Annotated in this window: 24 protein-coding genes; 12 read left to right on the plus strand and 12 right to left on the minus strand. The window is 72.1% G+C overall.

Annotated elements, in window-relative coordinates:
* Positions 1-3: 3 nt before the first annotated feature.
* Together ACFWXC_RS47205 and ACFWXC_RS47210 are read right to left on the minus strand one after the other, a co-directional pair.
* Complete coding sequence (locus ACFWXC_RS47205) at positions 4-831, minus strand: SigB/SigF/SigG family RNA polymerase sigma factor (protein WP_384489443.1); 828 nt, start codon at positions 829-831, stop codon at positions 4-6.
* 205 nt (positions 832-1,036) lie between these two features.
* The gene (locus ACFWXC_RS47210; protein WP_384489445.1) at positions 1,037-1,480 is read right to left on the minus strand and encodes an ATP-binding protein; all 444 of its coding nucleotides are present in this window, start codon (positions 1,478-1,480) and stop codon (positions 1,037-1,039) included.
* A 398-nt stretch (positions 1,481-1,878) separates the two neighbouring features.
* Here ACFWXC_RS47210 and ACFWXC_RS47215 point away from each other — a divergent pair, with 398 nt between their 5' ends.
* Positions 1,879-2,328 (plus strand): cyclic nucleotide-binding domain-containing protein, encoded by a 450-nt coding sequence (locus tag ACFWXC_RS47215; protein WP_365802840.1) that lies wholly within the window; start codon positions 1,879-1,881, stop codon positions 2,326-2,328.
* 3 nt (positions 2,329-2,331) lie between these two features.
* On the opposite strand, the gene ACFWXC_RS47220 is transcribed toward ACFWXC_RS47215, so the two are convergent.
* Both ACFWXC_RS47220 and ACFWXC_RS47225 read right to left on the minus strand, forming a co-directional pair.
* The gene (locus ACFWXC_RS47220; protein WP_384489447.1) at positions 2,332-3,642 is read right to left on the minus strand and encodes an MFS transporter; all 1,311 of its coding nucleotides are present in this window, start codon (positions 3,640-3,642) and stop codon (positions 2,332-2,334) included.
* Positions 3,643-3,770: 128 nt separating this feature from the next.
* Complete coding sequence (locus ACFWXC_RS47225) at positions 3,771-4,388, minus strand: LysE/ArgO family amino acid transporter (RefSeq protein ID WP_384489449.1); 618 nt, start codon at positions 4,386-4,388, stop codon at positions 3,771-3,773.
* 85 nt (positions 4,389-4,473) lie between these two features.
* On the opposite strand from ACFWXC_RS47225, the gene ACFWXC_RS47230 reads away from it, so the two are divergent.
* Positions 4,474-5,358 carry a LysR family transcriptional regulator ArgP gene (locus ACFWXC_RS47230; RefSeq protein WP_384489451.1) on the plus strand — a complete coding sequence of 295 codons (885 nt, stop codon included), beginning with the start codon at positions 4,474-4,476 and terminating at the stop codon, positions 5,356-5,358.
* Positions 5,359-5,435: 77 nt separating this feature from the next.
* On the opposite strand, the gene ACFWXC_RS47235 is transcribed toward ACFWXC_RS47230, so the two are convergent.
* Positions 5,436-6,128 carry a TetR/AcrR family transcriptional regulator gene (locus ACFWXC_RS47235; RefSeq protein WP_384489453.1) on the minus strand — a complete coding sequence of 231 codons (693 nt, stop codon included), beginning with the start codon at positions 6,126-6,128 and terminating at the stop codon, positions 5,436-5,438.
* 134 nt (positions 6,129-6,262) lie between these two features.
* Between ACFWXC_RS47235 and ACFWXC_RS47240 the strand changes: the two genes are divergently transcribed.
* Positions 6,263-7,477 carry a saccharopine dehydrogenase family protein gene (locus ACFWXC_RS47240; protein WP_384489455.1) on the plus strand — a complete coding sequence of 405 codons (1,215 nt, stop codon included), beginning with the start codon at positions 6,263-6,265 and terminating at the stop codon, positions 7,475-7,477.
* A 111-nt stretch (positions 7,478-7,588) separates the two neighbouring features.
* Positions 7,589-7,843, plus strand: coding sequence for a WhiB family transcriptional regulator (locus ACFWXC_RS47245; protein ID WP_384489457.1), 255 nt, complete (start codon positions 7,589-7,591; stop codon positions 7,841-7,843).
* Here the strand turns inward: ACFWXC_RS47245 and ACFWXC_RS47250 are convergent.
* From ACFWXC_RS47250 to ACFWXC_RS47265, 4 genes are all read right to left on the minus strand, one after another.
* Complete coding sequence (locus ACFWXC_RS47250; protein WP_384489459.1) at positions 7,836-9,704, minus strand: sensor histidine kinase; 1,869 nt, start codon at positions 9,702-9,704, stop codon at positions 7,836-7,838. The genes ACFWXC_RS47245 and ACFWXC_RS47250 overlap by 8 nt on opposite strands.
* On the minus strand, positions 9,701-10,399 hold the full coding sequence (locus tag ACFWXC_RS47255; protein WP_384489461.1) for a response regulator transcription factor: 699 nt from the start codon (positions 10,397-10,399) through the stop codon (positions 9,701-9,703). The genes ACFWXC_RS47250 and ACFWXC_RS47255 overlap by 4 nt, the downstream gene beginning before the upstream one ends.
* Before the next feature lie 31 nt (positions 10,400-10,430).
* On the minus strand, positions 10,431-11,171 hold the full coding sequence (locus tag ACFWXC_RS47260) for a hypothetical protein (RefSeq protein ID WP_384489463.1): 741 nt from the start codon (positions 11,169-11,171) through the stop codon (positions 10,431-10,433).
* A 129-nt stretch (positions 11,172-11,300) separates the two neighbouring features.
* The gene (locus ACFWXC_RS47265; protein ID WP_384489465.1) at positions 11,301-12,704 is read right to left on the minus strand and encodes a M1 family metallopeptidase; all 1,404 of its coding nucleotides are present in this window, start codon (positions 12,702-12,704) and stop codon (positions 11,301-11,303) included.
* Between the two features lie 167 nt (positions 12,705-12,871).
* Between ACFWXC_RS47265 and ACFWXC_RS47270 the strand changes: the two genes are divergently transcribed.
* Complete coding sequence (locus ACFWXC_RS47270; RefSeq protein WP_384489467.1) at positions 12,872-13,219, plus strand: DUF488 domain-containing protein; 348 nt, start codon at positions 12,872-12,874, stop codon at positions 13,217-13,219.
* On the opposite strand, the gene ACFWXC_RS47275 is transcribed toward ACFWXC_RS47270, so the two are convergent.
* Positions 13,216-14,889 carry an FAD-binding dehydrogenase gene (locus tag ACFWXC_RS47275; RefSeq protein ID WP_384489469.1) on the minus strand — a complete coding sequence of 558 codons (1,674 nt, stop codon included), beginning with the start codon at positions 14,887-14,889 and terminating at the stop codon, positions 13,216-13,218. The genes ACFWXC_RS47270 and ACFWXC_RS47275 overlap by 4 nt on opposite strands.
* A gap of 17 nt (positions 14,890-14,906) precedes the next feature.
* Positions 14,907-15,545, minus strand: coding sequence for a TetR/AcrR family transcriptional regulator (locus ACFWXC_RS47280; RefSeq protein ID WP_384489471.1), 639 nt, complete (start codon positions 15,543-15,545; stop codon positions 14,907-14,909).
* Between the two features lie 133 nt (positions 15,546-15,678).
* On the opposite strand from ACFWXC_RS47280, the gene ACFWXC_RS47285 reads away from it, so the two are divergent.
* From ACFWXC_RS47285 to ACFWXC_RS47295, 3 genes are all read left to right on the plus strand, one after another.
* Positions 15,679-16,305, plus strand: coding sequence for an alpha-ketoglutarate-dependent dioxygenase AlkB (locus ACFWXC_RS47285; protein WP_384489473.1), 627 nt, complete (start codon positions 15,679-15,681; stop codon positions 16,303-16,305).
* A gap of 87 nt (positions 16,306-16,392) precedes the next feature.
* Positions 16,393-17,142: an MBL fold metallo-hydrolase gene (locus ACFWXC_RS47290; protein ID WP_384489475.1), complete on the plus strand. Its 750-nt coding sequence runs from the start codon at positions 16,393-16,395 to the stop codon at positions 17,140-17,142.
* A gap of 9 nt (positions 17,143-17,151) precedes the next feature.
* Positions 17,152-18,387: a DUF4032 domain-containing protein gene (locus tag ACFWXC_RS47295; RefSeq protein WP_384489477.1), complete on the plus strand. Its 1,236-nt coding sequence runs from the start codon at positions 17,152-17,154 to the stop codon at positions 18,385-18,387.
* A 1-nt stretch (position 18,388) separates the two neighbouring features.
* On the opposite strand, the gene ACFWXC_RS47300 is transcribed toward ACFWXC_RS47295, so the two are convergent.
* Positions 18,389-19,258, minus strand: coding sequence for a universal stress protein (locus ACFWXC_RS47300; RefSeq protein WP_384489479.1), 870 nt, complete (start codon positions 19,256-19,258; stop codon positions 18,389-18,391).
* 184 nt (positions 19,259-19,442) lie between these two features.
* Between ACFWXC_RS47300 and ACFWXC_RS47305 the strand changes: the two genes are divergently transcribed.
* The 4 genes from ACFWXC_RS47305 to ACFWXC_RS47320 all read left to right on the plus strand — a co-directional run bounded on the left by ACFWXC_RS47305 (position 19,443) and on the right by ACFWXC_RS47320 (position 25,953).
* A complete protein-coding gene (locus ACFWXC_RS47305; protein ID WP_384489481.1) occupies positions 19,443-21,119 on the plus strand; it encodes an FAD-dependent oxidoreductase in 1,677 nt (558 codons plus the stop codon).
* A complete protein-coding gene (locus ACFWXC_RS47310; protein ID WP_384489483.1) occupies positions 21,116-22,594 on the plus strand; it encodes an ATP-binding protein in 1,479 nt (492 codons plus the stop codon). The genes ACFWXC_RS47305 and ACFWXC_RS47310 overlap by 4 nt, the downstream gene beginning before the upstream one ends.
* The gene (locus tag ACFWXC_RS47315; protein ID WP_351737568.1) at positions 22,591-22,944 is read left to right on the plus strand and encodes a UBP-type zinc finger domain-containing protein; all 354 of its coding nucleotides are present in this window, start codon (positions 22,591-22,593) and stop codon (positions 22,942-22,944) included. Before ACFWXC_RS47310 ends, ACFWXC_RS47315 begins: the two co-directional genes overlap by 4 nt.
* A 141-nt stretch (positions 22,945-23,085) precedes the next feature.
* Entirely contained in the window at positions 23,086-25,953 is a 2,868-nt protein-coding gene (locus ACFWXC_RS47320; protein WP_384489485.1) for an AAA family ATPase, read from the plus strand.
* Positions 25,954-25,958 lie beyond the last annotated feature (5 nt).

The raw sequence follows: 25,958 nt of genomic DNA on the forward strand, positions 1-25,958 counted from the left end.
GGGTCACTGCCGGCCGAGGGCCTCGGCCCGGACGCGGGCGCAGCTGCGGCTGATGAGGCGTGAGACGTGCATCTGGGAGATGCCCAGGCTTTCGGCGATCCGGCTCTGCGTCATGTCCTCGAAGAAGCGCATGTAGAGGATGGCCCGCTCCCGTTCGGGCAGCCGGCGCAGTCCCTCCTTGGCCGCCTCCCGGTCGATGACGACGTCGTAGGAGCCGTCGGAGTCCCCGAGGGTGTCGGCGAGGCTGTAACCGTCCTCGCCGGCGGCGAGTTCGGCGTCCAGGGACAGGGTGCTGAAGCTCTCCAGGGCCTCCAGGCCGGCGCGGACCTCGTCCTCGGTCAGCCCGGTGTGGGCGGCGAGATCGGCGACGGAAGGTTCGCAGGAGCCGGGGTTCTGGGTGAGGTCGCGGCGGGCCACCCGCACCCGGTTGCGCAGTTCCTGCACCCGGCGGGGCACCCGCAGCGCCCACATCCGGTCGCGGAAGTGCCGCTTGACCTCGCCGGTGATGGTGGGCACCGCGTAGCTCTCGAAGGCACCGCGCGAGGGGTCGTAGCGGTCCACGGCCTTGACCAGGCCGAGTGCGGCGACCTGGCGCAGGTCCTCGACGGACTCGCCGCGGTCGCGAAAACGGCCGGCGATGCGGTGGGCCATGGGCAGCCAGGCGGCCACCAGTTCGTCGCGCAGGGCGTCCCGCTCCGGGCCGTCGCCGAGGGCGGCGAGCCGGGTGAAGAGGGGCGCGGTGTCGGGGGCGTCGTCGTGCGAACGCCGGGGCGGGGCATGCGTGGTCTGGCCGGGCGTGCTGGGGCGGCTGTGCGACAAGTCGGTGAGCATGCGGACTCGCTCCTGAACTGTGGGTTCCAGGGATCACCGGAACGTGGTTCCGGGACTCGACCCGAACTGCGGTGTCAGAGTCGCCGCGGGAGCACCGCCCGGACCGCTCTGCGGGCCCGGGGCGATATGACCGCTCCCACTGGCGCGCGCCTCCGGTCCGAAGCACGAAACTCCGCCTGCCCCTTCGCTCCGGGCACAAACGCCGTCAGGAGAACTTCGGTTCCCCGACTCGGTTCAGGGGCACGACCGCGGTGATCCGCTTGCCCCCGCGGGGCAGTCCGGCGACCTCCACGTCCCGGGCCAGCCGGCAGACGATGGGCCAGCCCCGGCCGCCGGGCCGGCCGCGGTCGCGCCCGTCCGGGGCCGGCTCGGTCACCGGTATCGCGTCGCTGCGGTCGCTCACCGACACGCGTACCGCGCAGCCGTCGACATCCACGGCGAAGCCGGTGATCCCGCCGCCGTGCAGGATCGCGTTGGTGGTCAGTTCCGAGGTGACGAGCAGCGCGTCGTTCAGCGCCTCGGCGGCGCACGGCACGGCCTGCCGGGCGACCGCGCCGCGGACCGCTCTGCGGGCGTCGGCCGGCCGCAGCGCCGGCCGGCGGGAGTCGGTCGGTACCACTGTCGATTCGGTCCGGTACGTCTCGGGCATCCCTTCGCTCCCTGAATGGTGGACCGGTTGGTCTGACGGGCCCGTTCGCGCGGGTCCCTCCTTGTTCGGCTCACCGGTCGGGGCGCCGGCAAACACATCCGGGGGCAGCAAGGGCTTCCCCTGAGTGAAACGGGTCACGTAGCCTGTTCCCAGGTACCCGAAATGGCTCTGGATGGTTTAGCGTTCATCCATACGTGGTCGAGGAGTCGACGTCAGGTCCTCCCGAGCCACCGCTTGACGGCCCTGGCTGGCCTCCCCCGTCCAGCCAGGGCTTTTTTACGCCCGGACGGCTCCGGGCAGGCGATTCTCATCCCCTTCGAGGTGCCCGGCGCGGCGGCAGCGGATGAAATGGGCGTAGGCAAAGCCCCCGTACCCTCGCCGGCGAGGAGCCCCGCGCCATGACCAAAGCCATCAAACTGCTGACCGCCCTCCCGCAGGCGCAGCGCGAGCGCCTCATGGAACTGGCTCAGGAGGTCTCCTTCCCCGAGGACACCCGTATCTTCGAGGCAGGCGGCACCGCGGACCGCTTCTGGGTGATCCGCTCGGGAGCGGTCAACCTGGACCAGGAGGTGACGTCCCACAAACGGGTCACCGTCGCCAGCCTGGGCGCCGGCGACCTGCTCGGCTGGTCGTGGCTGTTCCCGCCGTACACCTGGGACTTCGGGGCGGTGGCCTTCAGCCAGGTGCGGGCCTACGAGTACGACGCCGCGGCCGTGCTGGCGCTGTGCGTGGAGGATCCGCTGCTGGGGCTGTCGCTGGTGCGGACCGTCGCCGAGATCCTCGCCAGCCGGCTGGAGGTCACCCGGGGCAAGCTGCTGGACGCGTACGTGGGTCGGCGGCCCGCGTAGCGGTCAGATGCGGTAGCGGCGCAGGGCGGGCACGGCGGCGGCCAGGGCCAGCATCACGGCCACGACCAGCAGCCCGCCGCCCGTGACGGCCGCGCGCGGCCCGAACACGGACCCCATGGTGCCGTGCAGGACGTCGGCCAGCCGCGGGCCGCCCGCGACCACCACCGTGAACACACCCTGCATCCGGCCGCGCATCTCGTCGGTCGCGGCGGACAGCAGGATCGCACCCCGGAACACCATCGAGACCATGTCGGCGACCCCGGCGGCGGCCAGGAAGGCGACCGCCACCCAGAGGTTGCGGCTGAGCCCGAACCCGGCGATGGCGGCGCCCCAGCCGACGACCGCGCCGATCACCATCCAGCCGTGCCGGCGCGCCCGCGAGAACGTACCGGAGAAGAGCCCGCCGAGCACCGCGCCGACGGGGATCGCCGCGAACAACAGGCCGAGCGCCAGCCCCTCGCCGTAGGAGCCGTAGGTCTGGGCGGCCAGCTGCGGGAACAGGGCGCGGGGCATGCCGAAGACCATCGCGATGATGTCGGCCAGGAACGACAGCAGCAGCACCTTGTGCATGGAGATGTAGCGGAACCCCGCCACGATCTCCCGCAGCCCGGCCCGGCGGGCCGCCGCGCGCGCCAGCGGCGGCAGCGCGGGCAGCCGGTAGACCGCCCACACCGTCACGCACAGCGCCAGCGCGTCGATCAGGTACAGCTCGGGCAGGCCGATGACCGGGATCAGGGCACCGGCCAGCAGCGGGCCGATCACCTGCCCGGTCTGCATGACCGTCGATCCCAGGGCGTTGGCCGCGGGCAGCTGGCCCTCGGGGACGAGCCGGGCGATGGAGGCGGTACGGGCCGGGGCGTTCAGCCCCCAGAACGCCTGCTGCATGGCGAGCAGGACCATCAGCGCGGCCACGGATTCCAGACCGGCGGCAGCCTGGAGCCAGAACAGCAGCGAGGTGACGGCGATACCGCAGTTGGTGATCAGCAGCAGCTTGCGGCGGTCCATGGCGTCGGCGACCGCGCCGCCCCACAGCGCGAACACGATGAGCGGCAGCAGTCCGGCGAGGCTCGCGGCGCCGACCCAGGCCGAGGACCCGGTGATGTCGTAGATCTGCTTGGGCACGGCCACCGCGGTGAGCTGGCTGCCGACCGAGGTGACGATCGTCGAGGTCCACAGCCGGCGGTAGGCAGGGACGGCCAGCGGGCGGGTGTCCATCGCCCAGCGGCGCCAGCCTCGCCGGGGCGGGGGCAGCGGCGCCGTGGTGTCTTCGGGGGGCTGTATACCGGACTGGGTGCCGCTCTCGCTGGTGTCCACGGAGTTCCTGGTGTCCTGGTCCTCTTGGTGCTCGCTACATCTTTCGATTGCAGGATCACTATCCCAGCAACTTCTGTGACCGCCGAACCGGTTGTCTCAAGATGCGGCCGCCCCGGGATCTGGGGGCGTCAGGAACCTGCCACGAGCATCACACCGAGTCCGATCATGGTCAGGGCCACCAGTCCGTCCAGCACCCGCCACGCGGCCGGCCTGGCGAGGTACCGGCCGAGCAGCCGGGCTCCGAAGCCGAGCGCGGCGAACCAGCACAGGCTGGCCAGCGCGGCACCGAGCCCGAAGGTCCAGCGCAGGTCGCCCCGGTCGGCGGCGAGCGAGCCGAGCAGGAACACGGTGTCCAGGTAGACATGCGGGTTCAGCCAGGTCATGGCGAGGCAGGTGAGCACGGCCCGCCGCCGAGAACCGGCCGCCTCGCCCTCGGTGCACAGACCGCCGGTGCCGGGCCGCAGGACCCGGCGGGCGGCCAGGACGCCGTAGCAGAGCAGGAAGGCGCCGCCGACCAGACCGACCGCCCGCACCGCGCCCGGCCAGGCCGCCACCAGCGCGCCCACCCCGCCGACGCCGAGCGCGATGAGGGCCGCGTCGGACAGGGCGCAGATACCGACGACCGCGAGGACCGCGTCCCGGCGGACGCCCTGGCGCAGGACGAAGGCGTTCTGGGCGCCGATGGCGACGATGAGCGAGAGGCCGCTGCCGAAACCTGCGGCAGCGGCGGCGAGAGAGCTGGACATGCTCTCGACGGTAGGGAAGCGATCTATGGACGTACAGCTAAAGATTTTTACGTACCCTTAGCGCAACTGTAGATGGGAGTGGACGGTGGAGCTTCCCCTCGACCAGGTGCGGACGCTGCTGGCGGTGGTGGACGAAGGCACGTTCGACGCGGCGGCCGCGGCCCTGCATGTGACGCCGTCGGCGGTCAGCCAGCGGGTGAAGGCGCTGGAGCAGCGGACCGGCCGGGTCCTGCTCCAGCGCACCAAGCCGGTGCGGCCGACGGAGTCGGGCGAGGTGCTGGTGCGGTTCGCCCGGCAGCTGGCCCGGCTGGAACGGGACGCGCGCGGCGAGCTGGGCATGAGCGGCGCCGGGGAGCCGACCCGGGTGTCGGTCGCGGTCAACGCGGACTCGCTGGCGACGTGGTTCCTGCGGGCGCTGACCGGTCTCCCGCGCGTCTTCGTGGAACTGCGCCGGGAGGACGAGGACCACACGGCCGCGCTGCTGCGGGAGGGGCTGGTGATGGCGGCGGTGACCTCGTCGGCGGACGCGGTACCGGGGTGTTCGGTCCGGGCGCTGGGGCGGATGCGGTACCTGCCGGTGGCCGCGCCGGAGTTCGCGGCGGCGCATCTCACCGGGCCGCTGCCGGATGCGCTCGCCGAGGCGCCGGTGATCGTGTTCGACCGGCGGGACGACTTCCAGGACGGGTTCGTGCGGCGGCTGGGGCGGGACGGGGCCGGTTCGCTACGGCATTACGTGCCCACCTCGGAGGGGTTCGTGGACTCGGTGACGGCGGGACTGGGGTGGGGGATGGTGCCGGAGGTGCAGGCGGAGCCGCGGTTGCGCCAGGGGCGGCTGGTGCGGCTCGGGGGGATGGAGTCGTGGGTGGACGTGCCGTTGTACTGGCAGCAGTGGAAGCTGGACTCGCCGGCCTTGGGGGTGGTGGCGGAGGCGGTGGCCAGCACGGCGAGCAGCGCGTTGCGCCAGCCGTAAGGGGGGCTGCCGGTGGTCGTGCGAGTGCGGGTGCGTCGGGGCTGGTCGCGCCGTTCCCCGCGCCCCTGAAGGGGCGCTTACAAGGACCGTTCTGCGCTGGTCAGGAGCATGTCCAGTGCCGTCGGATAAGCGCTGGTCACCATTCTTTTCGCCAGGAGCGGGGCCGCTTCCGCGATGCGGGGATGGGTCGTGGGCGGCAGCTGGGCGTACGTCGAGTTCCACTTGGCCTCGTCCGCGCGCTGGGAGTCCTGCGGCAGGGCGAGGGACGCCGCGTCCAGGGCCGCGAAGGCCAGGGTCTGGTCGATGAAGGCGTGGTAGATGCGGACGGTCTCCGGCAGGGGGAAGCCCGCGGTGCGCAGGACGTCCAGGATCGCCTCGTCCGCCGCCAGCTCCTGCGCCCGGCCCGTCACCCGGTTCGCCGTCAGCAGGGCGGCCTGCGGATGGGCCACGTACTCCGCGTGGATGCGCAGACCGATCGTGCGCAGGTCGGTCCGCCACTCCCCCGTCGGCGCCCAGCCGGCCAGCGCCTGGCCGATCAGCGCGTCGCCGATCGCCAGGGTCAGGTCGTCCATGCCCCGGAAGTAGCGGTACAGCGTGCTGGGATCGCAGTCGAGGGCCAGGCCCAGGCGGCGGGCGGTGAGGCCCGCGCTGCCGTGTTCGCGCAGCAGACGCAGGGCGGTCGCCACGATCAGCCGCTCGGACAGCACCGTGCCGCCGCGGGTGGGCCGGCGCCGGCGGCGCTTCTCCTCCGGTACGACCGGTTTGGGCATCGGGCACTCCCCTGAGGTTCCTACGTGAACTTCTTATGCCAACGCCATTGACCTTACGACAGGGTCCGGCGTTTGATTCCCGCCGGGCGCCCCCGTACTCGGCCTCGCACTCTGTTCGAGAAGGAGATTCCGCCATGCGTGTACTGCTCGTGGGAGCCGGTGGTGTGGGCACCGCCGTCACCCGGATCGCGGCCCGCCGCCCGTTCTTCGAGGCGATGGTGGTCGCCGACTACGACCCGGCCCGCGCCGAGGCGGCCGTGGCCGCCGTCGGCGACGACCGGTTCGTCGCCGAGCGGATCGACGCCGGTGACGAGGCGGCCGTGGCCGCGCTGCTGGCCCGGCACCGCTGCGACGTGCTGCTCAACGCCACCGACCCGCGCTTTGTGATGCCGCTGTTCCGGGCCGCCCGCAAGGCCGGCGCCGGCTACCTCGACATGGCGATGTCGCTGTCCCGGCCGCACGCCGAGCGGCCGTACGAGGAGTGCGGGGTGAAGCTGGGCGACGAGCAGTTCGCGCTGGCCGAGGAGTGGGCGACGGCGGGCGCGCTGGCGCTCGTCGGGATGGGCGTGGAACCGGGGCTCTCGGATGTGTTCGCCCGGTACGCGGCCGACGAGCTCTTCGACGAGATCGAGGAGATCGGCATCCGCGACGGCGCGGACCTGACGGTGGACGGTTACGACTTCGCGCCCTCCTTCAGCATCTGGACCACCATCGAGGAGTGCCTCAACCCGCCCGTCGTGTACGAGAAGGGACGCGGCTGGTTCACCACCGCCCCCTTCAGCGAACCCGAGGTGTTCGACTTCCCTGAGGGCATCGGGCCGGTCGAGTGCGTCAACGTGGAGCACGAGGAGGTGCTGCTCGTGCCGCGCTGGGTGGACGCGCGCCGGGTCACCTTCAAGTACGGGCTCGGCCGCGAGTTCATCGAGACGCTCAAGACGCTGCACCTGCTCGGGCTGGACAGGACCAGCCCGGTGACCGTGCCCGGCGCCGACGGTCCGGTCGCGGTCTCGCCGCGGGACGTGGTCGCCGCGTCGCTGCCCGACCCGGCGACGCTGGGCGACCGTATGCGCGGCAAGACCTGTGCGGGCACCTGGGTGCGCGGGGTCAAGGACGGGCAGCCGCGCGAGGTGTATCTCTACCACGTGGTCGACAACGAGTGGTCCATGGCGGAGTACGGTTGTCAGGCCGTGGTGTGGCAGACGGCCCTCAACCCGGTCGTCGCCCTCGAACTCCTGGCCACCGGCGCGTGGTCGGGCTCGGGCGTCCTCGGTCCGGAGGCGTTCCCGGCCCGCCCGTTCCTCGACCTGCTGACCGAGTACGGCTCGCCCTGGGGCCTGCGCGAGCAGTGACCGCCCGCGAATTTCTTGGGACTTGGCCGTTTCGGCCGCGCCCGCTCCGGTGACCCGAACCTGAGCACGCACACGAAACGGCAGAGTCGACTTGGATCGCAGGTGACTTCGATGGACGACTGGCGAGACCACGCTGAGTGCCGCGAGGAGGATCCCGACCTCTTCTTCCCGATCGGCACCACCGGGCCTTCGCTGCACCAGACGCGGCGCGCGAAGGCCGTCTGTGAACGCTGTCCGGTCCAGGATCCGTGCCTGCGCTGGGCGATGGACACCGGGCAGACCGTCGGCATCTGGGGCGGTACGACCGAGGCGGAGCGCCGGCTGCTGACCCGGCGCCGGCAGCGGGCCGCGCGCCGGTTCAGCTGACGTCGGCCGGTGCCTCGGCGGCCGGCAGCCGCAGGGTGAACTCGGCTCCCTTGCCCGGTTCGCTCGCGGCCTCGACGGTCCCGTCATGGGCGGCGACCAGGTGGCGCACGATCGGCAGACCGAGCCCGCTGCCCCCGGTGCGGCGGCTGCGGGACTTCTCCGCGCGCCAGAACCGCTCGAAGACGTGCGGCAGATCGTCGGGGGCGATGCCCTTGCCGGTGTCGGTGACGGTGAGCACGACTCCGTCGCCGTCCCGGCGGGCGGCCAGGGTCACCGTTCCGTCGGCGGGGGTGTGCCGGATCGCGTTGGAGACCAGGTTGCCCAGTGCCTGCCGCATCCGCACCGGATCGGCGTCGAGCCAGGCCGTGCGGTCGACGTCGGTCAGCAGCGTGACCCCGGCCGCGTCGGCGGCCACCCGGTGGGCGGCGGCGACCTGGTCGAACAGGTCGGCGGCGCGGACCGGTTCACGGTGCATGCGCAGGGTGCCGGCGTCGGCCGCCGCCAGGTCCTGGAGGTCGTCGATGATCCGCTGGAGGAGCAGCGCCTCCTCGTGCAGCGAGGCCAGGAGAGCCGGGTCGGGGTCGACCACGCCGTCCCGGGTGACCTCCAGCCAGCCCCGGATGTTGGTGAGCGGGCTGCGCAGTTCGTGGGCGATGTCGCTGACCATCGCCTTGCGCTGCTCCTCCAGGCGTTCCCGGCGCTCGGTGAGGTCGTTGAACGCCTCCGCCAGCAGCCCGGTCTCGTCCCGGGTCCGCACCGGCGCCCGCGCATGCAGTTCGGGCGGCTGGCGCACGGTGACCGTCAGCGCGCGCAGCGGCCGGACGAGCCGGGTGGCGACCACGGCGGTGACGGCTACCGTGAAGGCGAGGACCAGACCGGCCGCGCCGACGATCTTCGCCTTGTTGGCCCGGGACATGTCGAACCGGGGCACGGTCTGGTCGCCCAGTCCGAGGAAGAGTTCGGCGGCCGGGGCGGCATACGGTTCGAGTTGGGTGCGGCGGGCGCTGGTGATGCAGCCCTTCGCGACCTGGTCCACCTGCGCCTGGTCGCGTCCGTCCTTCTTGGCGGTGATGAGGAAGCCGCCGGTGACCGGGTTGCGTCCCGTACGGTCGTAGGTGAGGTACAGCGGTCCCTCGAGGTCCAGGTCCTCGCCCTGGAGACAGGGCCGGATCAGGTTCGTCAGCGCGGCGAGGGCCTTCGTCTCGGTGCGGGTGGCACCGACGACCCCCTTCTTCATCAGGGTGAGGGAGTCGTCCAGCCCGCTGCCGCAGCCGATCGAGCGGAAGTCCGAGGCGTCCGTGCCGTCGTCGTCGACGAGGTAGGGCCGCCCGCTGGGGCTGTGGGCGACGGTGGTCTGGATGCCGTAGGTGGTGTAGCAGGACCGCTCCTTCGCCGCCACCATGTCCAGCTCCCCGCGCTCCTTCGCCGTCAGCCGGTACGGACCGACCACCCGCGGGTCGATGCCGCTGAGCTGGGCGCCGGACTGCGTGTAGGTGTCGGCGTGCAGCGGGTCGATGGAGGCGGCCGGCCGGGGCGGCAGTGCGGTGCCCGGTGCCGCCGAGTCAGCGATCAGGGTGCGGTCGGCGGTGGTCAGCGCGACCCTGCGACCGGTCTGCGCGGCCAGCGCGCGCACCGTGTGCCGCACCCCGGTCCAGTCGGGATGGTCCGCCGCGTACCCGCTGAGCTGGGCGAGGATCTTGTTGTCGGCCGCGAGGTCCTGGCCCTGCTCCTCCTCCAGCGCGCTGGTGGTGGTCGTCACCGCGAGCCAGGCGGTGGCGGCCACCGAGCACGCGGCGATCAGCACCGAGGCGAACAGCAGCCGGACGAGCAGCCGTTTGCGCCACGGTATCCGGGCCCTCACGGACGGCCGCCGCTCAGCTTGTACCCGACGCCGAACACGGTCAGCAGGCGTGCCGGCCGCCGGGGATCGGCCTCGATCTTCCGGCGCAGGTTCATCACATGGACGTCGACGGCCCGTTCGGTGGAGGCCCGGTCGAAGCCGCGGGTGCACTGGAGCAGCTGCCGCCGGGTGAACACCCGGTCCGGCTCCCCGGCCATGGCGAGCAGGATCTGGAACTCGGCCGGGGTCACCTCCACCGGCACCCCGTCGCAGCGCACCTCGTGCCGCACCGGATCCACACTGATCCCGGCGGCGATCACGGCAGGCTCCTCCCGCACCGCGGCCGTCCGCCCGCTGCGCCGCAGAATCGTCCGGATCCGGGCCATCAGCTCACGAGGACTGTACGGCTTGGTCATGTAGTCGTCGGCGCCCAGCTCCAGGCCGAGCAGCACGTCGTCCTCCTCGGACCGGGCCGTGAGCATCAGCACCGGGATCTCCGGGTCGCCGCCGCGCAGTACCCGGCACACGCCGAAGCCGTCGATCACCGGGAGCATCAGGTCGAGGACGACCAGGTCGGGCCCGAGCCGCCGGGCCGCGTCCAGCGCGGCGGCCCCGTCGTGGACCACGGTCGCGGTATGGCCCTCGGCCAGCAGGGACCGCCGGATCAGCTCGGCCTGCATCTCGTCGTCCTCGGCGACCAGCACATGTGCGCACACAGGTTCGGATCCTAAGCGCTGTTCCGGCGGCCTACTGGGCGAGCCAGTCGGCGTACCCCATGACGACGGCCGGATGCCGGTCGGGGTCCAGGGTGCGCAGCAGTTCCTTCATGTGCGCCTTGGCGACGCTGACACAGGCGTGGGTCGGACCGCCGTGGTCGACATGCAGCCAGATGCCGCCGCCGCGCTTCACGCCCATGGGGCGGGTCCAGTCCAGGGGCGAAGTGCCCGGCTGCCGGTTGTAGTTGATGGCGACGACATAGTCGAAGGAGCCTTCCAGCGGCTCACCCTCGAAGCCGGTGCCGGGCGAGTGGAAGCCGTACGACTGGTGGTACGGCAGCTTGCTCCCCGGGTCCGCGAGCAGGCCTCCGGCGTCGGTGAGCCCGTACACGCCGACGGGCGAGCGCAGGTCTCCGGCCATGTGGCGCTCGCTCCAGCCGTCCCTGCCGTTGTGCGCGGGCCAGCCGGCGCCGGGCTGCCAGACACTGTCGTCGCGCTCGTACAGGACGACGGTGGAGACGGACGAGTCCTTGCCCCGCCCCCTGGCGACGACGACCTGCTCCGCCCGCTCGGGTATCGCGGCCGCGGTCCGCGGCCCCAGCCCCGGTATGCCGGTGGGCTGCGGGCTGCTGCTCTCGGGTGTGGGGGTGGCCGTCGTCCGCGCCGGCCGGTCGTCGTCCGACCGGCTCGGCGCGGCCTCGGCGCCACCGCCGCAACCCGAGAGCAGGAAGGGGGAGGCGAGGAGGGCGACAGCAGTTCTGCGATGGATCATGGGATCGACTCTGGCCGACAATTGTAAGAAACTCGTCAGCTTCAGCGCCCCTTTAGGGGCGCGGGGCCGTCTCTAATTGCGGCTGCCGCCGCGGGCGCGAGCAACCCCCACCGGCCCGCACCCGAACCGCTACGGCTTGCCCTTCTTGTACAACCAGGTCTGGAACAACGAACCGAGATCCTGCCCCGACTGCCCTTCCGCGAGCTTCACGAACTCCGCGGTGGTCCCATGCCCGTACCGGTGCTCCGAAGCCCACGCCCGCAGAATCCGGAAGAACACCGGATCCCCCACGGCCTTGCGCAGCTCGTGCAACGCCATCGCACCCCGCGCGTACACCGGCGTCCCGAAGATGTTCGCACCGCTCCCCGGATCCCCGGGCGGGTACGCCCACAACTCGTCGCTCGCCGGCTTGGCGTACAGCGCGTCGAAGGACTTCTGCGCGCTGTCGCCCCCGTGCTGCTCGCTGTAGAGCCACTCGGCGTACGTGGCGAATCCCTCGTTGAGCCAGATGTCCTTCCAGGCCGTGAGGGAGACGGAGTCGCCGAACCACTGGTGGGCGCTCTCGTGCACCAGCGTGCTGAGGTCGGGCGCGGAGTCGTAGATCGGCCGGCTCTGTGTCTCCAGGGCGTAACCGACGTTCGGCGCGTGGTCGACGATCGCGCCGGCCGCGCGGAACGGGTACGGCCCGAACAGCTTGCTCTCCCAGTCCAGGACCGACGGCAGCTTCTTCAGCACGGCCGCGGAGCCGCTCGCCTCGCGCGGGTCGACCGCGTTGTACACCTTGATCCCGTCCCGGGTGGTGTACTGCTCGACCTTGAACTTGCCGACCGTGGCGGTGGCCAGGTACGCGGCCATCGGCTCGCTCTGCCGCCAGCGGAAGGTAGTGCGGCCGCCGGCGGTGTGCTGCCCGAGGAGGACGCCGTTGGCGACGGCGGTGCGTCCCTTGGGAACGGTGATCGTGAAGTCGTACGACGCCTTGTCCTTGGGGTGGCTGTTCGCCGGGAACCAGGTCATCGCGCCCTGCGGCTCGCCGGCGACGAACGCGCCGTCGTCGGTGCGGATCCAGCCGTCCGGCGAACCGTCGGGGTCGGTGACCTGCTTGGGGGTGCCGTTGTAGGTGACGGCGACCCGGAACTCCCGGCCCTTGGCGAGCGTGTGCGACGGCGTGACGACGAGTTCCTGACCGCTGCGGCTGAAGCGGGCGGTCCGGCCGTCGACCGTCACCCGGGTGACCTTCAGGCCGTTGAGGTCGAGGTCGAAGCGGGTGAGCTTCTGGGTGGCGCGGGCGGTGAGGACGGCCTTGCCGTCGAGGTGGCGGGAGGCGGTGTCGTAGCGGAGCGTCAGATCGTAGTGGCCGACGTGGTAGCCGCCGTTGCCGCTGAGCGGGAAATAGGTGTCGCCCGCGCCCGCTGCGCCGATCGTGCCCGCCGAGGCCGGTCCGGCGACGGCCAGCAGCGCCGCCACGGCGACCGGGACGGTGGCGAGGACGGCCTCGCGGCGGAGGACTGCGGTACGTCTGCTTGCACCCTGCACATGGGCTCCTTCAGGGGGGTGGCCGATGATCAATGGCCCACAGACTAGGCGCGCGGGCGTCCGCGTTTCCCCCTCATTCTGGTCAAGCTGTGCCGGGTCGGCGAGCGGTGGTCCGGCCTCGCCGCATACGCTCACCGCACCCACACCGAGCCGAGAGGTGCCCGACCGTGAGCGTGCGTGTCCGCAGGATCTATGAACCGCCCGAGCCGGAGGACGGTGTGCGGGTCCTGGTCGACCGGCTGTGGCCGCGCGGGCTGTCCAAGGCGGACGCACACGTGGACGAGTGGCCCAAGGGACTGACGCCGTCGAACGAGCTGCGCCGGTGGTTCCACGACGGCGGTTCGTACGAGGAGTTCACCCGCCGCTACGAGGCGGAGCTGGACGCTCCCGAGGCCGCCGGACTCCTCGACGGCCTGCGGGAGTCGGCGAGCAAGGGTCGGGTGACCCTGCTCACCGCCTCCAAGTCCCCGGACGAGAGCCACGCCACGGTGCTGGCGCGGCTCCTCACCGCCTAGGCGGTCTGCTTGGCCGCCGCGCGTCCCGCCGCCCGGCCCGAGAACAGGCAGCCGCCGAGGAAGGTGCCCTCCAGCGCGTTGTAGCCGTGCACACCGCCGCCGCCGAAGCCGGCCACCTCGCCGGCCGCGTAGAGCCCCTCGATCGGCTGCCCGTCGGCGCCCAGGGCGCGGGAGTCCAGGTCGGTCTGGATGCCGCCGAGGGTCTTGCGGGTGAGGACGTGCAGCTTGACACCGATCAGCGGACCGGCGGCCGGGTCGAGGATGCGGTGCGGGGCGGCGACCCGGCCGAGGCGGTCGCCGATGTAGCGGCGGGCGTTGTGGATGCCCTGGACCTGGGAGTCCTTGCTGTAGGAGTTGTTGATCTGCAGGTCGCGGGCGACGATCTGGCGGCGCACCTCGGCCGCGTCCAGGAGCGCCTTGTCGGTGAGCCCGTTCATCTTCTCGACGAGCTGCTCCAGGGAGTTCGCGGTCACGAAGTCGGCGCCCTTGTCGACGAAGGCCTGCACCGGTCCCGGGGCGCCCTTGCCGAGCAGCCGGTCGCGCAGCACGGCCTTGCGGTCCTTGGCGGTGATGTCGGGGTTCTGCTCGGAGCCGGAGAGCGCGAACTCCTTCTCGATGATCTTCCGGGTGAGGACGAACCAGGAGTGGTCGTGTCCGGCGATGTCCTCGGTGGTGCGCAGGTACTTGAGGGTGCTGAGGGTGTCGTAGCCCGGCAGGCAGGGGTCGGGCAGCCGGCGGCCGAGGGCGTCCAGCCAGATCGAGGACGGGCCGGGCAGGATGCGGATGCCGTGGCCGGGCCAGACGGAGTTCCAGTTCTGGATGCCCTCGGTGTAGTGCCACATGCGGTCGCGGTTGACCAGGCGTACGCCCGCCTCGGCGCTGATGTCGAGCATGCGGCCGTCCACGTAGGCGGGGACGCCGGTGACCATCTCGGCGGGGGGTGTGCCGAGGCGCTCGGGCCAGTAGCGGCGGACGATGTCGTGGTTGGCGCCGATGCCTCCGGTGGTGACGACGACGGCCTGGGCGGTGAGTTCGAAGTCGCCGATGCGGTCACGGTTGGAGGCGACGCCGCGCGGCGCGTCGTCGGGGGCGAGGACCGTGCCGCGCACGCCGCGTGCCGCGCCGTCCTCGATGACGAGTTCGTCGACCTGGTGGCGGTGGTGGAAGGTGAGCAGTCCGTCGCGGGACGCCTGCTTGGCGTACCGGACGAAGGGTTCGACGACGCCGGTTCCGGTGCCCCAGGCGATGTGGAAGCGGGGTACGGAGTTGCCGTGCCCGGTCGCGCGCAGGTCGCCGCGCTCGGCCCAGCCGACGGTCGGCAGCAGGCTGATGCCGTGACTCTGCAGCCAGGGCCGCTTCTCCCCGGCCGCGAACTCGACATAGGCCCGCGCCCAGCGCACCGCCCAGGAGTCCTCGTCGTCCTTGCGGTCGAACTGGGCGCTGCCCTGCCAGTCGTTCCAGGCCAGGTCGAGGGAGTCCTTGATGCCGAGGCGGCGCTGCTCGGGCGAGTCGACGAGGAAGAGCCCGCCGAGGGACCAGAACGCCTGGCCGCCGAGGTTGGCGGCGTTCTCCTGGTCGACCAGGGCGACCCGGCGGCCCTTGCTGGTGAGTTCGTGCGCCGCGACCAGGCCGGCGAGGCCCGCTCCGACGACGATGACGTCCGCGTCCATGGCGACCGTTGCCTCTCTTATCCGAAGGTCTTGTCCGAAGGGGTGCTGCCGTCGGTCAGCAGCGCTGTGAGCAGTTGCTTGAGCCAGGCGCGGGCCCGGTCCACGTCCCTGTCCAGCAGCAGTTGGGTGGTCACGCCGTCGTACGCGGCGACCACCGCGTGGGCGGCGCCGTCCGCGCCGCCGAGGACGGCGGGGATCGGGGCGTGGCCGCGGGCCCGGAAGAGCCGGTCGGCGATGGCCTGCCGCAGCCGGGCACGGTGGTCGAGGAGCGCCTCGGCGACGGCCGGGTCCCGGGCGGCGTGCACCAGGAAGTCGGTCTTCACCAGCAGCCAGTCCACGTCGAGGAGCAGCACGTCGGTGACCCGGTCCACGGAGGCCGGTACGTCCAGGTCGGGCCGGTCCAGGGCGAGGGCGTCGGCGACCTGCCGGGCGATGAGGTCGGCACGGTCCTGGTAGAGGGCGAAGAACAGCTCGTCGAGGGTGGCGAAGTTGGAGTAGAAGGCGCCCCGGCTGAACCCGGCGGCCTCGCAGACCTCCTCGATGGAGACGCGCCCGAATCCCTTGGCCGCGAACACGGTGAACGCGGCGTCGAGCAGCCGGGCCCGGGTCTGCACCCGGCGCCGGGTGACCCGCTTCGTCGCGCCGCCGACTTCCATGTCCCGACCTCCGTTCCATACACGAACGTATCCGATACATGAATGTATCGAAAGCCCTCGGCACGAGGTCGTCATCGCAAGGTCGCCTTGATCGAATGGGAACATATTTTCGATTAAGGAGTACGCTGACTCCATGGCCACGCACCTCCAGGGCTCCCTGTTCGACCAGACCGACGAGCTGCGGCTCGGCTCCCTCGACGGCGTCGGCCGGACCGAGCTGAGCTCCGGCGCCTGGATCGACGTGCTGCCCGGCTGGCTGAGCGGCGCCGACGCTCTCTTCGAACAGCTGGCGGCGGACGTCCCCTGGCACGCCGAGCGCCGCACGATGTACGACAGCGTCGTGGACGTACCGCGGCTGCTCGCCTTCTACGGAGCGGGCGACCCGCTCCCGCACCCCCTGCTCGTCGAGGCCCGCGAGGCACTCACCCGGCACTACGCCGACGAGTTGCGCGAGCCGTTCACCACGGCGGGGCTCTGTTACTACCGGGACGGCCGGGACAGCGTCGCCTGGCACGGCGACCGGATCGGCCGGGGCGCGCGGGAGGACACCATGGTCGCGATCCTCTCCGTGGGCGCGCCCCGGGACCTGCTGCTGCGCCCGCTGCGCGGCGGCCCCTCTCTCCGGCGTCCGCTGGGCCACGGGGACCTGATCGTGATGGGCGGCTCCTGCCAGCGGACCTGGGAACACTGCGTACCGAAGACGGCACGGGCCGCCGGGCCGCGGATCAGCGTCCAGTTCCGGCCGCACGGGGTGCGGTGACCCGGATCCCCGTTGACAGGTGTCCCGCCCCGTCTGGTTGGCTGTGTTCCGGTTCGGTCGGCACGCTGCGGGAACGTCGGAGAGATCATGCGCGCAGAGGTACACGAAGTCGGCAAGGGCATCTACCTGGTGCACGGCCAGCACACCAACTGGGTGATCCTCAAGGACGGTGACGCCGTCACGCTGGTGGACACCGGCTACCCCGGGGACCGGCCGGGGCTGCTCGACTCCCTGGCGGAGGTGGGCAGCTCGCCGGAGGCCGTCGCGGCCGTCCTGATCACCCACGCGCACAACGACCACCTCGGCTCGGCCGAGTATCTGCGCGACACCCACGGCACCCCGGTCTATCTGCACGAGGCCGAAGTACCGCACGCACGGCGGGAGTTCCTCCAGCAGGTCTCGGTGGGGGCGGTGCTGAAGAACGCCTGGCGGCCGGGTGTGGTGCCGTGGCTGGTGCACGTCCTGCGGGTCGGCGGCACCGAACAGCACCCGGTCGGTACGCCCGAGGCGTTCCCGGTCGCCGACGGTCCGCTCGACCTGCCGGGCCGGCCCGTCCCGGTGCACACGCCCGGCCACACCGACGGGCACACCGTCTACCACCTGCCCGAGGCCGGGATCGTGATCTCCGGCGACGCCCTGGTCAGCGGCCACCGCACCTCGCGCGTCAGCGGTCCGCAACTGCTGCCCGACATGTTCCACCACGAGCGTTCCCGGGCGGTGGACTCGCTCGGCATCATCGAGGTGCTCGACGCCGACGTGCTGCTGCCCGGGCACGGTCCCGTGCACCGGGGATCCGTCAGGGCGGCCGCCCTGCTGGCCCGCGAACGCGCCCTCTAGGGTCGGGCCATGGCATTGCAGATCAGCGCCACCAATCCGGAGCACCCCGCTCTCCTGCTCGAACTCCCCTGGGACGTCCCGCTGGAGGAGTGGCCCGAGGAATACCTCGTGCCGCTCCCCCGCGGCATCTCCCGGCACGTGGTGCGCTACGCCCGGGCCGGCAGCGAGGTCATCGCGGTCAAGGAGCTGGCGGAGCGCCCGGCGCTGCGCGAGTACGAGCTGCTGCGCGACCTGGACCGGCTCGCCATCCCCGCGGTCGACCCGCTCGCCGTGATCACCGGGCGTACCGACGCGGTAGGCGAACCACTGGAGTCGGTGCTGGTCACCCGGCACCTGGGCGGCTCGATGCCGTACCGCTCGATGTTCGAGACGACCATGCGGCCGGCCACCATGCACCGCCTCATGGACGCCCTCGCCGTGCTGCTCGTACGCTTGCACCTGGCCGGGTTCGCCTGGGGCGACTGCTCGCTGTCGAACACGCTGTTCCGGCGGGACGCGGGCGCGTACGCGGCGTATCTGGTGGACGCCGAGACCGGCGACCTGCATCCGCAGCTCAGCAACGGGCAGCGGGAGTACGACCTCGATCTGGCCCGGGTCAACATCAGCGGCGAGCTGCTCGACCTGGAGGCGTCGGGGGCGCTGCACCCCTCGCTTGACCCGATCGAGTTCGGGTTCGAGATCTGCACCCGCTACGGCGAGCTGTGGGAGGAGCTGACCCGCACCTCGGTGTATCCGGCGGGCAAGTACCACTACATCGAGCGCCGGATCCGACGGCTCAACGAGCTGGGCTTCGACGTGGCCGAGATGCAGATCGAGCACTCCTCCAACGGCGACACCGTCACCTTCGTGCCGAAGGTCGTCGACGCCGGGCACCACCAGCGCCAGTTGCTCCGGCTGACCGGTCTGGACGCCGAGGAGAACCAGGCCCGGCGGCTGCTGAACGACCTGGAGAGCTGGATGGCCACCCAGGACGACTACGCCCCCGGCGACCCCCTCGCCGCCCGGCCCGAGGTGCTGGCCCACCGGTGGGTGCGGGACGTCTTCCGCCCCACCGTGCGGGCCGTCCCGCCGGAGCTGCGCGGCTCCATGGATCCGGCCGAGATCTACCACGAGCTGCTCGAACACCGCTGGTACCTGTCCGAGCGCGCGCAGCACGACATAGGCCTGGAGGTCGCGGTCGAGGACTACATCGAGAACGTGCTGCCCAAGGCACGGGAGACCCTGGAGCCGGTGGCTCCCGAATGACTCAGTCGTGCGGCACCACGGCCACCGGGCAGTCGGCGTGGTGCAGCACCCCGTGCGCGACCGAGCCGATGCGGGCGCCGACCGCCGTCCGGTGGGCGCGCCGCCCGACGACCATCAGCTGGGCCCGTCCGGCCACCGAGAGCAGCACCTGGCCGGCGCTGCCCATCTCCAGGTGCTCGGCGACCGGCACGTCCGGGAACCGCTCCCGCAGCGGCCGTACCGCCTCGGACAGGGCCTTCTTCTCGAAGGGCTCCAGGCCCCCGGTCTCGTCCAGCAGCTTCAGCGAGCCCGGACTGTAGGCGAAGACCGGCGGCAGGGTCCAGGCCCGGACCACCCGGACCGTCGCGCCACGGGCAGCCGCCGTCTCGAACGCGAACTCCAGCGCGGCCGCGCTGTCCTCCGCCACGCCCTGCTGACCCACCACGACCTCCCGCCCGGCGGCCTCGGCCGTGGGCCGGTCCCCGGCGCGCACCAGCACGACGGGCCGGGAGGCCTCGGCGATCACCTGCTGCCCGACGGAGCCGAGCAGGAACCCGACGACCGGTCCGTGCCCGCGCGAGCCCAGCGCCAGCAGCTCGGCCCCGGCGGCCGCCTCGACCAGCACCTCGACCGGGTCGCCCGCCACGACGTCGACGCTCACCGCGACCTCCGGATGCCGCTCGGTGACGGTACGCACCGATTCGGTCACCCCGTCGGACACCCACCCGTGCTGGGTGTCCCGGTCGGCGCCGAGCGCCTCCTGCTCCTCGTAGCGCCAGGCGTGCACCACCCGCAGCGGCAGACCGCGCCGCACCGCCTCCCGGGCCGCCCAGTCCAGAGCCGCGAGGCTCTCCTCCGTACCGTCGACCCCTGCCGTGATCGGGCGTGTCATGCACCGGCCTCCTCGTCGGTTCCGCGTATGGGTGATCAGTCTTCCGCACGGACGGGTGCCCGCTGTGCACCGGCGTACAAGAGCGAAGGCGGGCGATCGAACATACGATGGGCGGGTGCGGTGGCCGCGCTCCTCCTGGAGGGCCCGCCGCGTCGAGGAACCAACGGCTCGGGGTGGGAGACGTATGGCACAGGCTGCCGACGCAGCACGGACCGTCATCATGACCGTGGACGACGACCCGGGGGTCTCCCGTGCCGTCGCCCGGGATCTGCGGCGCCGCTACGGGGCGTCGTACCGGATCGTGCGCGCGGAGTCCGGGGAGTCGGCGCTGGACGCGCTGCGGGAGCTGAAGCTGCGCGGCGACCTGGTGGCGGTGATCCTGGCCGACTACCGGATGCCGCAGATGAACGGCATCGAGTTCCTGGAACAGGCCCTGGACGTGTACCCGGGCGCCCGGCGCGTGCTGCTGACCGCCTACGCGGACACCAACGCGGCGATCGACGCGATCAATGTCGTCGATCTGGACCACTATCTGCTCAAGCCCTGGGATCCGCCCGAGGAGAAGCTGTACCCGGTCCTCGACGATCTGCTGGACTCGTGGCGGTGCAGCGAGTACAAGCCGGTGCCGGCCACCAAGGTCGTCGGGCACCGCTGGTCGGCCAGGTCCTCGGACGTGCGGGAGTTCCTCGCCCGCAACCAGGTGCCCTACCGCTGGTACTCGGTCGAGGAACCGGAGGGCAGGCGGCTGCTGGCGGCCGCCGGGGTCGACGGGCAGCGGCTGCCGCTGGTGATCACGCCGGACGGCACGCCCCTGATCGAGCCGGAGGCGCCCGAACTGGCGGCGCGGGTGGGGCTCGCGACCACACCCACGGCGGACTTCTACGACCTGATCGTCATCGGCGGCGGCCCGGCCGGGCTCGGCTCGGCGGTGTACGGGGCGTCGGAAGGTCTGCGGACCGTGCTCGTGGAGCGCGCGGCGACCGGCGGGCAGGCCGGGCAGAGCTCCCGCATCGAGAACTACCTCGGCTTCCCCGACGGGGTGTCGGGGGCCCAGCTGACCGACCGGGCCCGGCGGCAGGCCGCCAAGTTCGGCGCGGAGGTGCTGACCGCCCGCGAGGTCACGGCACTGGAGGTCAACGGAGCCGCGCGGGTGGTGCGGTTCGCGGACGGCTCGGCGATCGCGGCGCACAGCGTGATCCTGGCGACCGGTGTGCAGTACCGGCAGCTGGAGGCCGCGGGCTGCCTCGACCTGACCGGCTGCGGGGTGTTCTACGGCTCCGCGCTGACCGAGGCCACCTCCTGCCAGGGCCACGACGTGTACATCGTCGGCGGCGCCAACTCGGCGGGCCAGGCGGCCATGTACCTGTCCCGGTTCGCCAAGTCCGTGACGCTGCTGGTGCGCGGCGCCGACCTGTCGGCCTCGATGTCGTACTACCTGATCCAGCAGATCAACGAGGCCCCGAACATCTCGGTGCGCAGCCATACGGTGGTCGACTCCGCGCACGGCACCGACCGGCTGGAGCGGCTGACGCTCCGTCACTCGACGAGCGGCGAGACCGAGTCGGTCGAGGCGCAGTGGATGTTCGTCTTCATCGGCGCGGCCCCGCTGACCGACTGGCTCGGCGACACCGTGCTGCGCGACGGGCGCGGGTTCATCCTGGCCGGCCCCGATCTGACGGTCGACGGACGGCCGCCGACGGCCTGGGAACTGGACCGGCCGCCGTACCACCTGGAGACCAGCGTGCCCGGAGTGTTCGTGGCGGGCGACGCACGTGCCGAGTCCGCCAAACGTGTCGCGTCCGCCGTCGGAGAAGGAGCCATGGCAGTGATGCTCGTCCACCGTTATCTGGAGCAGTCATGAGCGGGCAGCTGTGCCCGTGCAGCCCGAAGGAGATCGGCGCGCTCTTCCTCTTCGAGAAGCTGGAGCCGGAGCAGTTGGCGCGGCTGTGCGCCGCCGGCCGGGTGGAGCGGTTCGAGCCCGGTCCGGTCTACACCGAGGGTGAGCCGGCCACCTGCTTCTACGTGATGATCGAGGGCACCGTGGTGCTCTCCCGGCAGGTCGGCGGGGACGACGTCGAGGTCACCCGGACCTCGCAGTCCGGGGTGTACGCGGGCGCCATGCAGGCGTACCTCGGGGACCGGGTGCGGCAGGCGTACAACAACTCGATGCGGGTGACCGAGCCGACGCGGTTCTTCGTGGTGCCCGCGGACACCTTCGCGGACATCATGCGCGAGTGGTTCCCGATGGCCGTGCATCTGCTGGAAGGCCTGTTCTTCGGTTCGAAGAACACCCAGGCGGCGATCGGGCAGCGCGAACGGCTGCTGGCGCTCGGCTCGTTGTCGGCCGGGCTCACCCACGAGCTCAACAACCCGGCCGCGGCGGCCGTCCGGGCCACGTCCACGCTGCGCGAACGGATCGCGAAGATGCGGCACAAGCTCGCGGTGATCGCCGAAGGGCCGTTCTCCCGGGAGCAGTTGGCCGGTCTGATCGAGATCCAGGAGCGCACCGCCGAACGGGTCGCCAAGGCCCCGGCGATGAGTCCGCTGGAGGCCACCGACCGCGAGGACGCGCTCTCCGACTGGCTCGACGACCACGGCATCGACTACGGCTGGCAGCTGGCGCCGACCTTCGTCCAGGCCGGCCTGGACGTCGACTGGCTGGAGCAGGTCTCGGCGGCGGTGGACGAGGAGATCCTGCCGAACGCGGTCGGCTGGCTCAACTACACCATCGAGACCGAACTGCTGATGAACGAGATCGACGACTCCACCACCCGGATCTCGCACCTCGTCGACGCGGCCAAGCAGTACAGCCAGCTGGACCGGGCGCCCTACCGGGTCGTGGACGTGCACGAACTCCTCGACAGCACCCTGCTGATGCTGTCCGCCAAGATCGGGCAGGACATCCAGGTGGTCAAGGAGTACGACCGTACGGTCCCGCCGGTCCCCGCCTACCCCGCCGAGCTCAACCAGGTGTGGACCAACCTCGTCGACAACGCGGTCTGCGCGATGAAGGACGACGACGGCGTCGGACAGGGCACGCTGACCGTGCGGACCGCGCTCGACCACGAGCAGCTGCTGGTCGAGTTCCGGGACACCGGGACCGGGATCGCGCCGGAGATCAAGGACCGGATCTTCGACCCCTTCTTCACGACGAAGCCCGTGGGGCAGGGCACGGGTCTCGGTCTGGACATCTCGTGGCGGATCGTCGTCAACAAGCATCACGGCACCATGCGAGTGGAGTCGGTCCCCGGGGACACCCGGTTCCAGGTACTGCTTCCGCTGACCGCCGAAGCGCCCGAGACAGAGGCGCCCGACATATCCGAGGAGACGGTATGAGCGACGACACCGCGATCGACCCGAACGTTCCGCCGAGCGGTGCCGGGTGTACGGAGTGCGACAAGGCGGGGGGCTGGTGGTTCCATCTGCGGCGGTGTACGCAGTGCGGGAACATCGGGTGCTGCGACGACTCGCCCGCGAAGCACGCGACGGCGCACTTCCGTGACACGGGGCATCCGATCATCCGTAGTTACGAACCGGGCGAGGGATGGTTCTGGAACTTCGAGACGGAGGAACTGTTCGAGGCGGGGCCGGAGTTGGCGCCACCGGTGAGCCATCCCTCGGACCAGTCGGTGCCGGGTCCTGCGGAGCGGGTGCCGGAGAACTGGGCGCAGGTGTTGCGGGGTTGAGCGCCCAAGGGGGCGGAAGGTTCTGTGTGTTTGGCGGGTGCGGGTGGATGGTGGCTGGTCGCGCAGTTCCCCGCGCCCCTTGGGTGTCTCCGTCGCCCCTCTCAAAAAGGAACTGTCGGCACTGCGTGTGAGGATGGGGGCGTGTCGCAGAGATCCTTTTCCACTCCGCTGATCGGGCGCGATGGCGAACTGGCCCGCCTTGCCAGGGCGCTTGACCGGGCGCGGCACGGCAGTGGGCAGGCTGTGCTGGTCGCCGGGGATGCCGGGGTCGGGAAGACACGGCTGCTGGACGAGGTGGCCGGCCGCGCGGCTGCCGCCGGGGCCACCGTCGTCACCGGGCACTGTGTCGATCTCGGTGATGTGGGGCTGCCGTATCTGCCCTTCACCGAGATCCTCGGGGTGCTGGCCGCCGACTCCCGGTTCGCCGCGGTCGTCTCGGCGCATCCCGTGGTGGACCGGCTGCTCGGTGCCGGGTCGGACTCCGCCCGGGACGCGGACGCGCGGCTGCGGCTCTTCGAGGGGGTCGCCGGGCTGTTCGCGGATCTCGCCGCGACCGCACCGCTGCTCCTGATCCTGGAGGACCTGCACTGGGCCGACCAGTCCTCCCGGGATCTGCTGCGGTTTCTGCTCAGCCGGGCCGGGTTCGCCCGGGGGCTCACCGTGCTGGCCTCCTATCGCGCGGACGACCTGCACCGCCGGCATCCGCTGCGGCCGCTCCTCGCCGAGCTGGTACGGCTGCCCGCCGTGGAGCGGCTTGAGCTGCGGCCGCTCGCCGATGCCGAGGTGACGCGGCTGGTGCGGGCCCTGGCGGAGCGGCCGCTGTCGGACGCGGCCGTGCGCGACATCGTCGAGCGGGCCGAGGGCAACGCCTTCTACACGGAGGAGCTGGTGGCCGCCGCCGACGCGGAGGGGATGCCGACCGGGCTCGCCGATCTGCTGCTCATCCGGGTCGAGCAGTTGCCGGAGACGGCCCAGCGAGTGCTGCGTACGGCCGCGGTCGCCGGGCGCCGGGTGGGGCACGATCTGCTGCGGGACGCGGTCGGGCTGCCGGAGGAGGAGCTGGAGTCGGCGCTGCGGGAGGCCGTCGGACGGCAGCTGCTGGTCCCCGGTGACGGGGAGACGTACGCCTTCCGGCACGCCCTCGCACGGGAGGCGGTCTACGCCGATCTGCTGCCGGGGCAGCGCTCGCGGCTGCACGGCACGTTCGCGCGGCTGCTCGCCGCGGGCGGGGGCGGCGCGGCGACAGCGGCCGAGCGGGCCCACCACTACCGGGAGAGCCACGATCTGCCGGAGGCGCTGGCCGCGTCCCTGGAAGCGGCCGACCACGCTCGGCGGGTGGGTGCCCCGGCGGAAGAGCTGCGGCAGCTGGAGACGGCCCTGGACCTGTGGCCGGCCGTGCCGTGCGAGGCGCGGCCCACAGGTGAGGCCCTCGACCGGGTGACCTTGACACTGCGGGCCTCGGCGGCGGCCGCGCACGCCGGTGACGCGCACCGGGCGGTGTCCCTGACCCGGGCCGCGCTGGCCGGCACCGGACAGGACGCGGATCCCGAACTCGCCGCCCGGGTGCGCTACACGCTCGCTGGGAATCTGATGACCGTCGACAACCTCGCCGCCGCGTTCGCCTACAGCAGCGAGGCGCTCGCGCTGATCCCGGCCGATCCGCCGTCGCGGACCTGGGTGTGGGCGGCGGCCACCCATGTGATGGCGGCCCGCCAGATCGGCGACGACGACACCGCGCTGCGGGTGGCCCGGCAGGCCCTGGCGGTCGCCGAGCAGATCGGTGCCACCGCGGCCCGGGCCGATCTGCTGATCTCCCTGGCCCGCCTCGAAGGGGGTGGCCGCCGCAGCATGGAGGGGCGTGCACGGCTCCGGGAGGCCCGCGAGCTGGCCCGGTCGGCGGGGGACGCGCCGGTGGAGATACGGGCGCTGTTCGCCCTGGCCATCGGCTGCTTCGAGGCGGGCGAGTTCCAGGAATGCCTGCCGTGGATCGACGAGGGACTCGACCGGGCCCGGCGCTCGGGGCTGCTGTCCTCGCCGTACGCCTCGGAGATGCGGTATCTGCGACTGCTGGTGCTGTACACGCTGGGGCACTGGGACGAGTGCGTGCGCTCGGCCGACGGCGACCCGGCGCCCGGCTCTGCCCAGGGTCCCGCCCTGTACGTGGCGCTGGCCCGGGGCGAGCCGGATGTCGTGGAGCGGGGCCGGACCCTGCTCGGGGAGCCCTTCGACTGGATGGGCCGGCTCGTCGGCGGCATCGTGCTCACCGACGCGGCCGCGCTGCGGGGCGACGCGGAGGAGGCGGTGGCGCGGATGCGGGAGTCGGTCACAGCACTGACCGACGAGTCGGGGCGGCCGCCGGACGTGACGGTCCGGCTGGCGGCGCTGGCGCTGGCCGCGGTCGCGGACCGGGCGGCCGCACTGCGCGCCACCGGGGGCGAGGGCTACTGGGCGGACCTCGCCGGTGAGTTGGTGGAGTCGGCCCGGGTCTCGGCCGCGCGGCAGGGTCCGGAGGGGCAGGCCTGGCTGGCGCGCGCGGAGGCCGAGTGGACCCGCGCGGTGTCCGGGCCGTCCACGGCGGTCTGGGAGAAGACGGTGGCCGCGTTCGCGCACGGCGATGTCTACGAGCTGGCTCGCGTTCGGCTCCGGTACGCCGAGGCCCTGTCGGCCGACGGCCGGCGCGCGGAGGCGGAGGAGCAGGCGCGGGTGGCGCGGGAGACGGCCGTGGCGCTGCGTGCCGCGCCGTTGCTGGAGCGGCTGGACGCGCTGCCGGGGCGGGCCGCGGAGGTCCGGGTCTCCCCGCTGACCGCCCGGGAGCAGGAGGTACTGCGGCTGCTGGCGCTCGGCCGCAGCAACCGGCAGATCGGCGAGGAGCTGTTCATCACCGGCAAGACGGCGAGCGTCCATGTCTCCAACATCCTCGCCAAGCTGGGCGCGGCGAGCCGTACGGAGGCGGTGGCGATCGCCTACCGGGAAAGCCTCATCACCCCCGAGCCGACGGCCCGGGGGTGATCGGA

It is taken from the genome of Streptomyces sp. NPDC058683 (assembly GCF_042716195.1).
GTDB lineage: Bacteria > Actinomycetota > Actinomycetes > Streptomycetales > Streptomycetaceae > Streptomyces.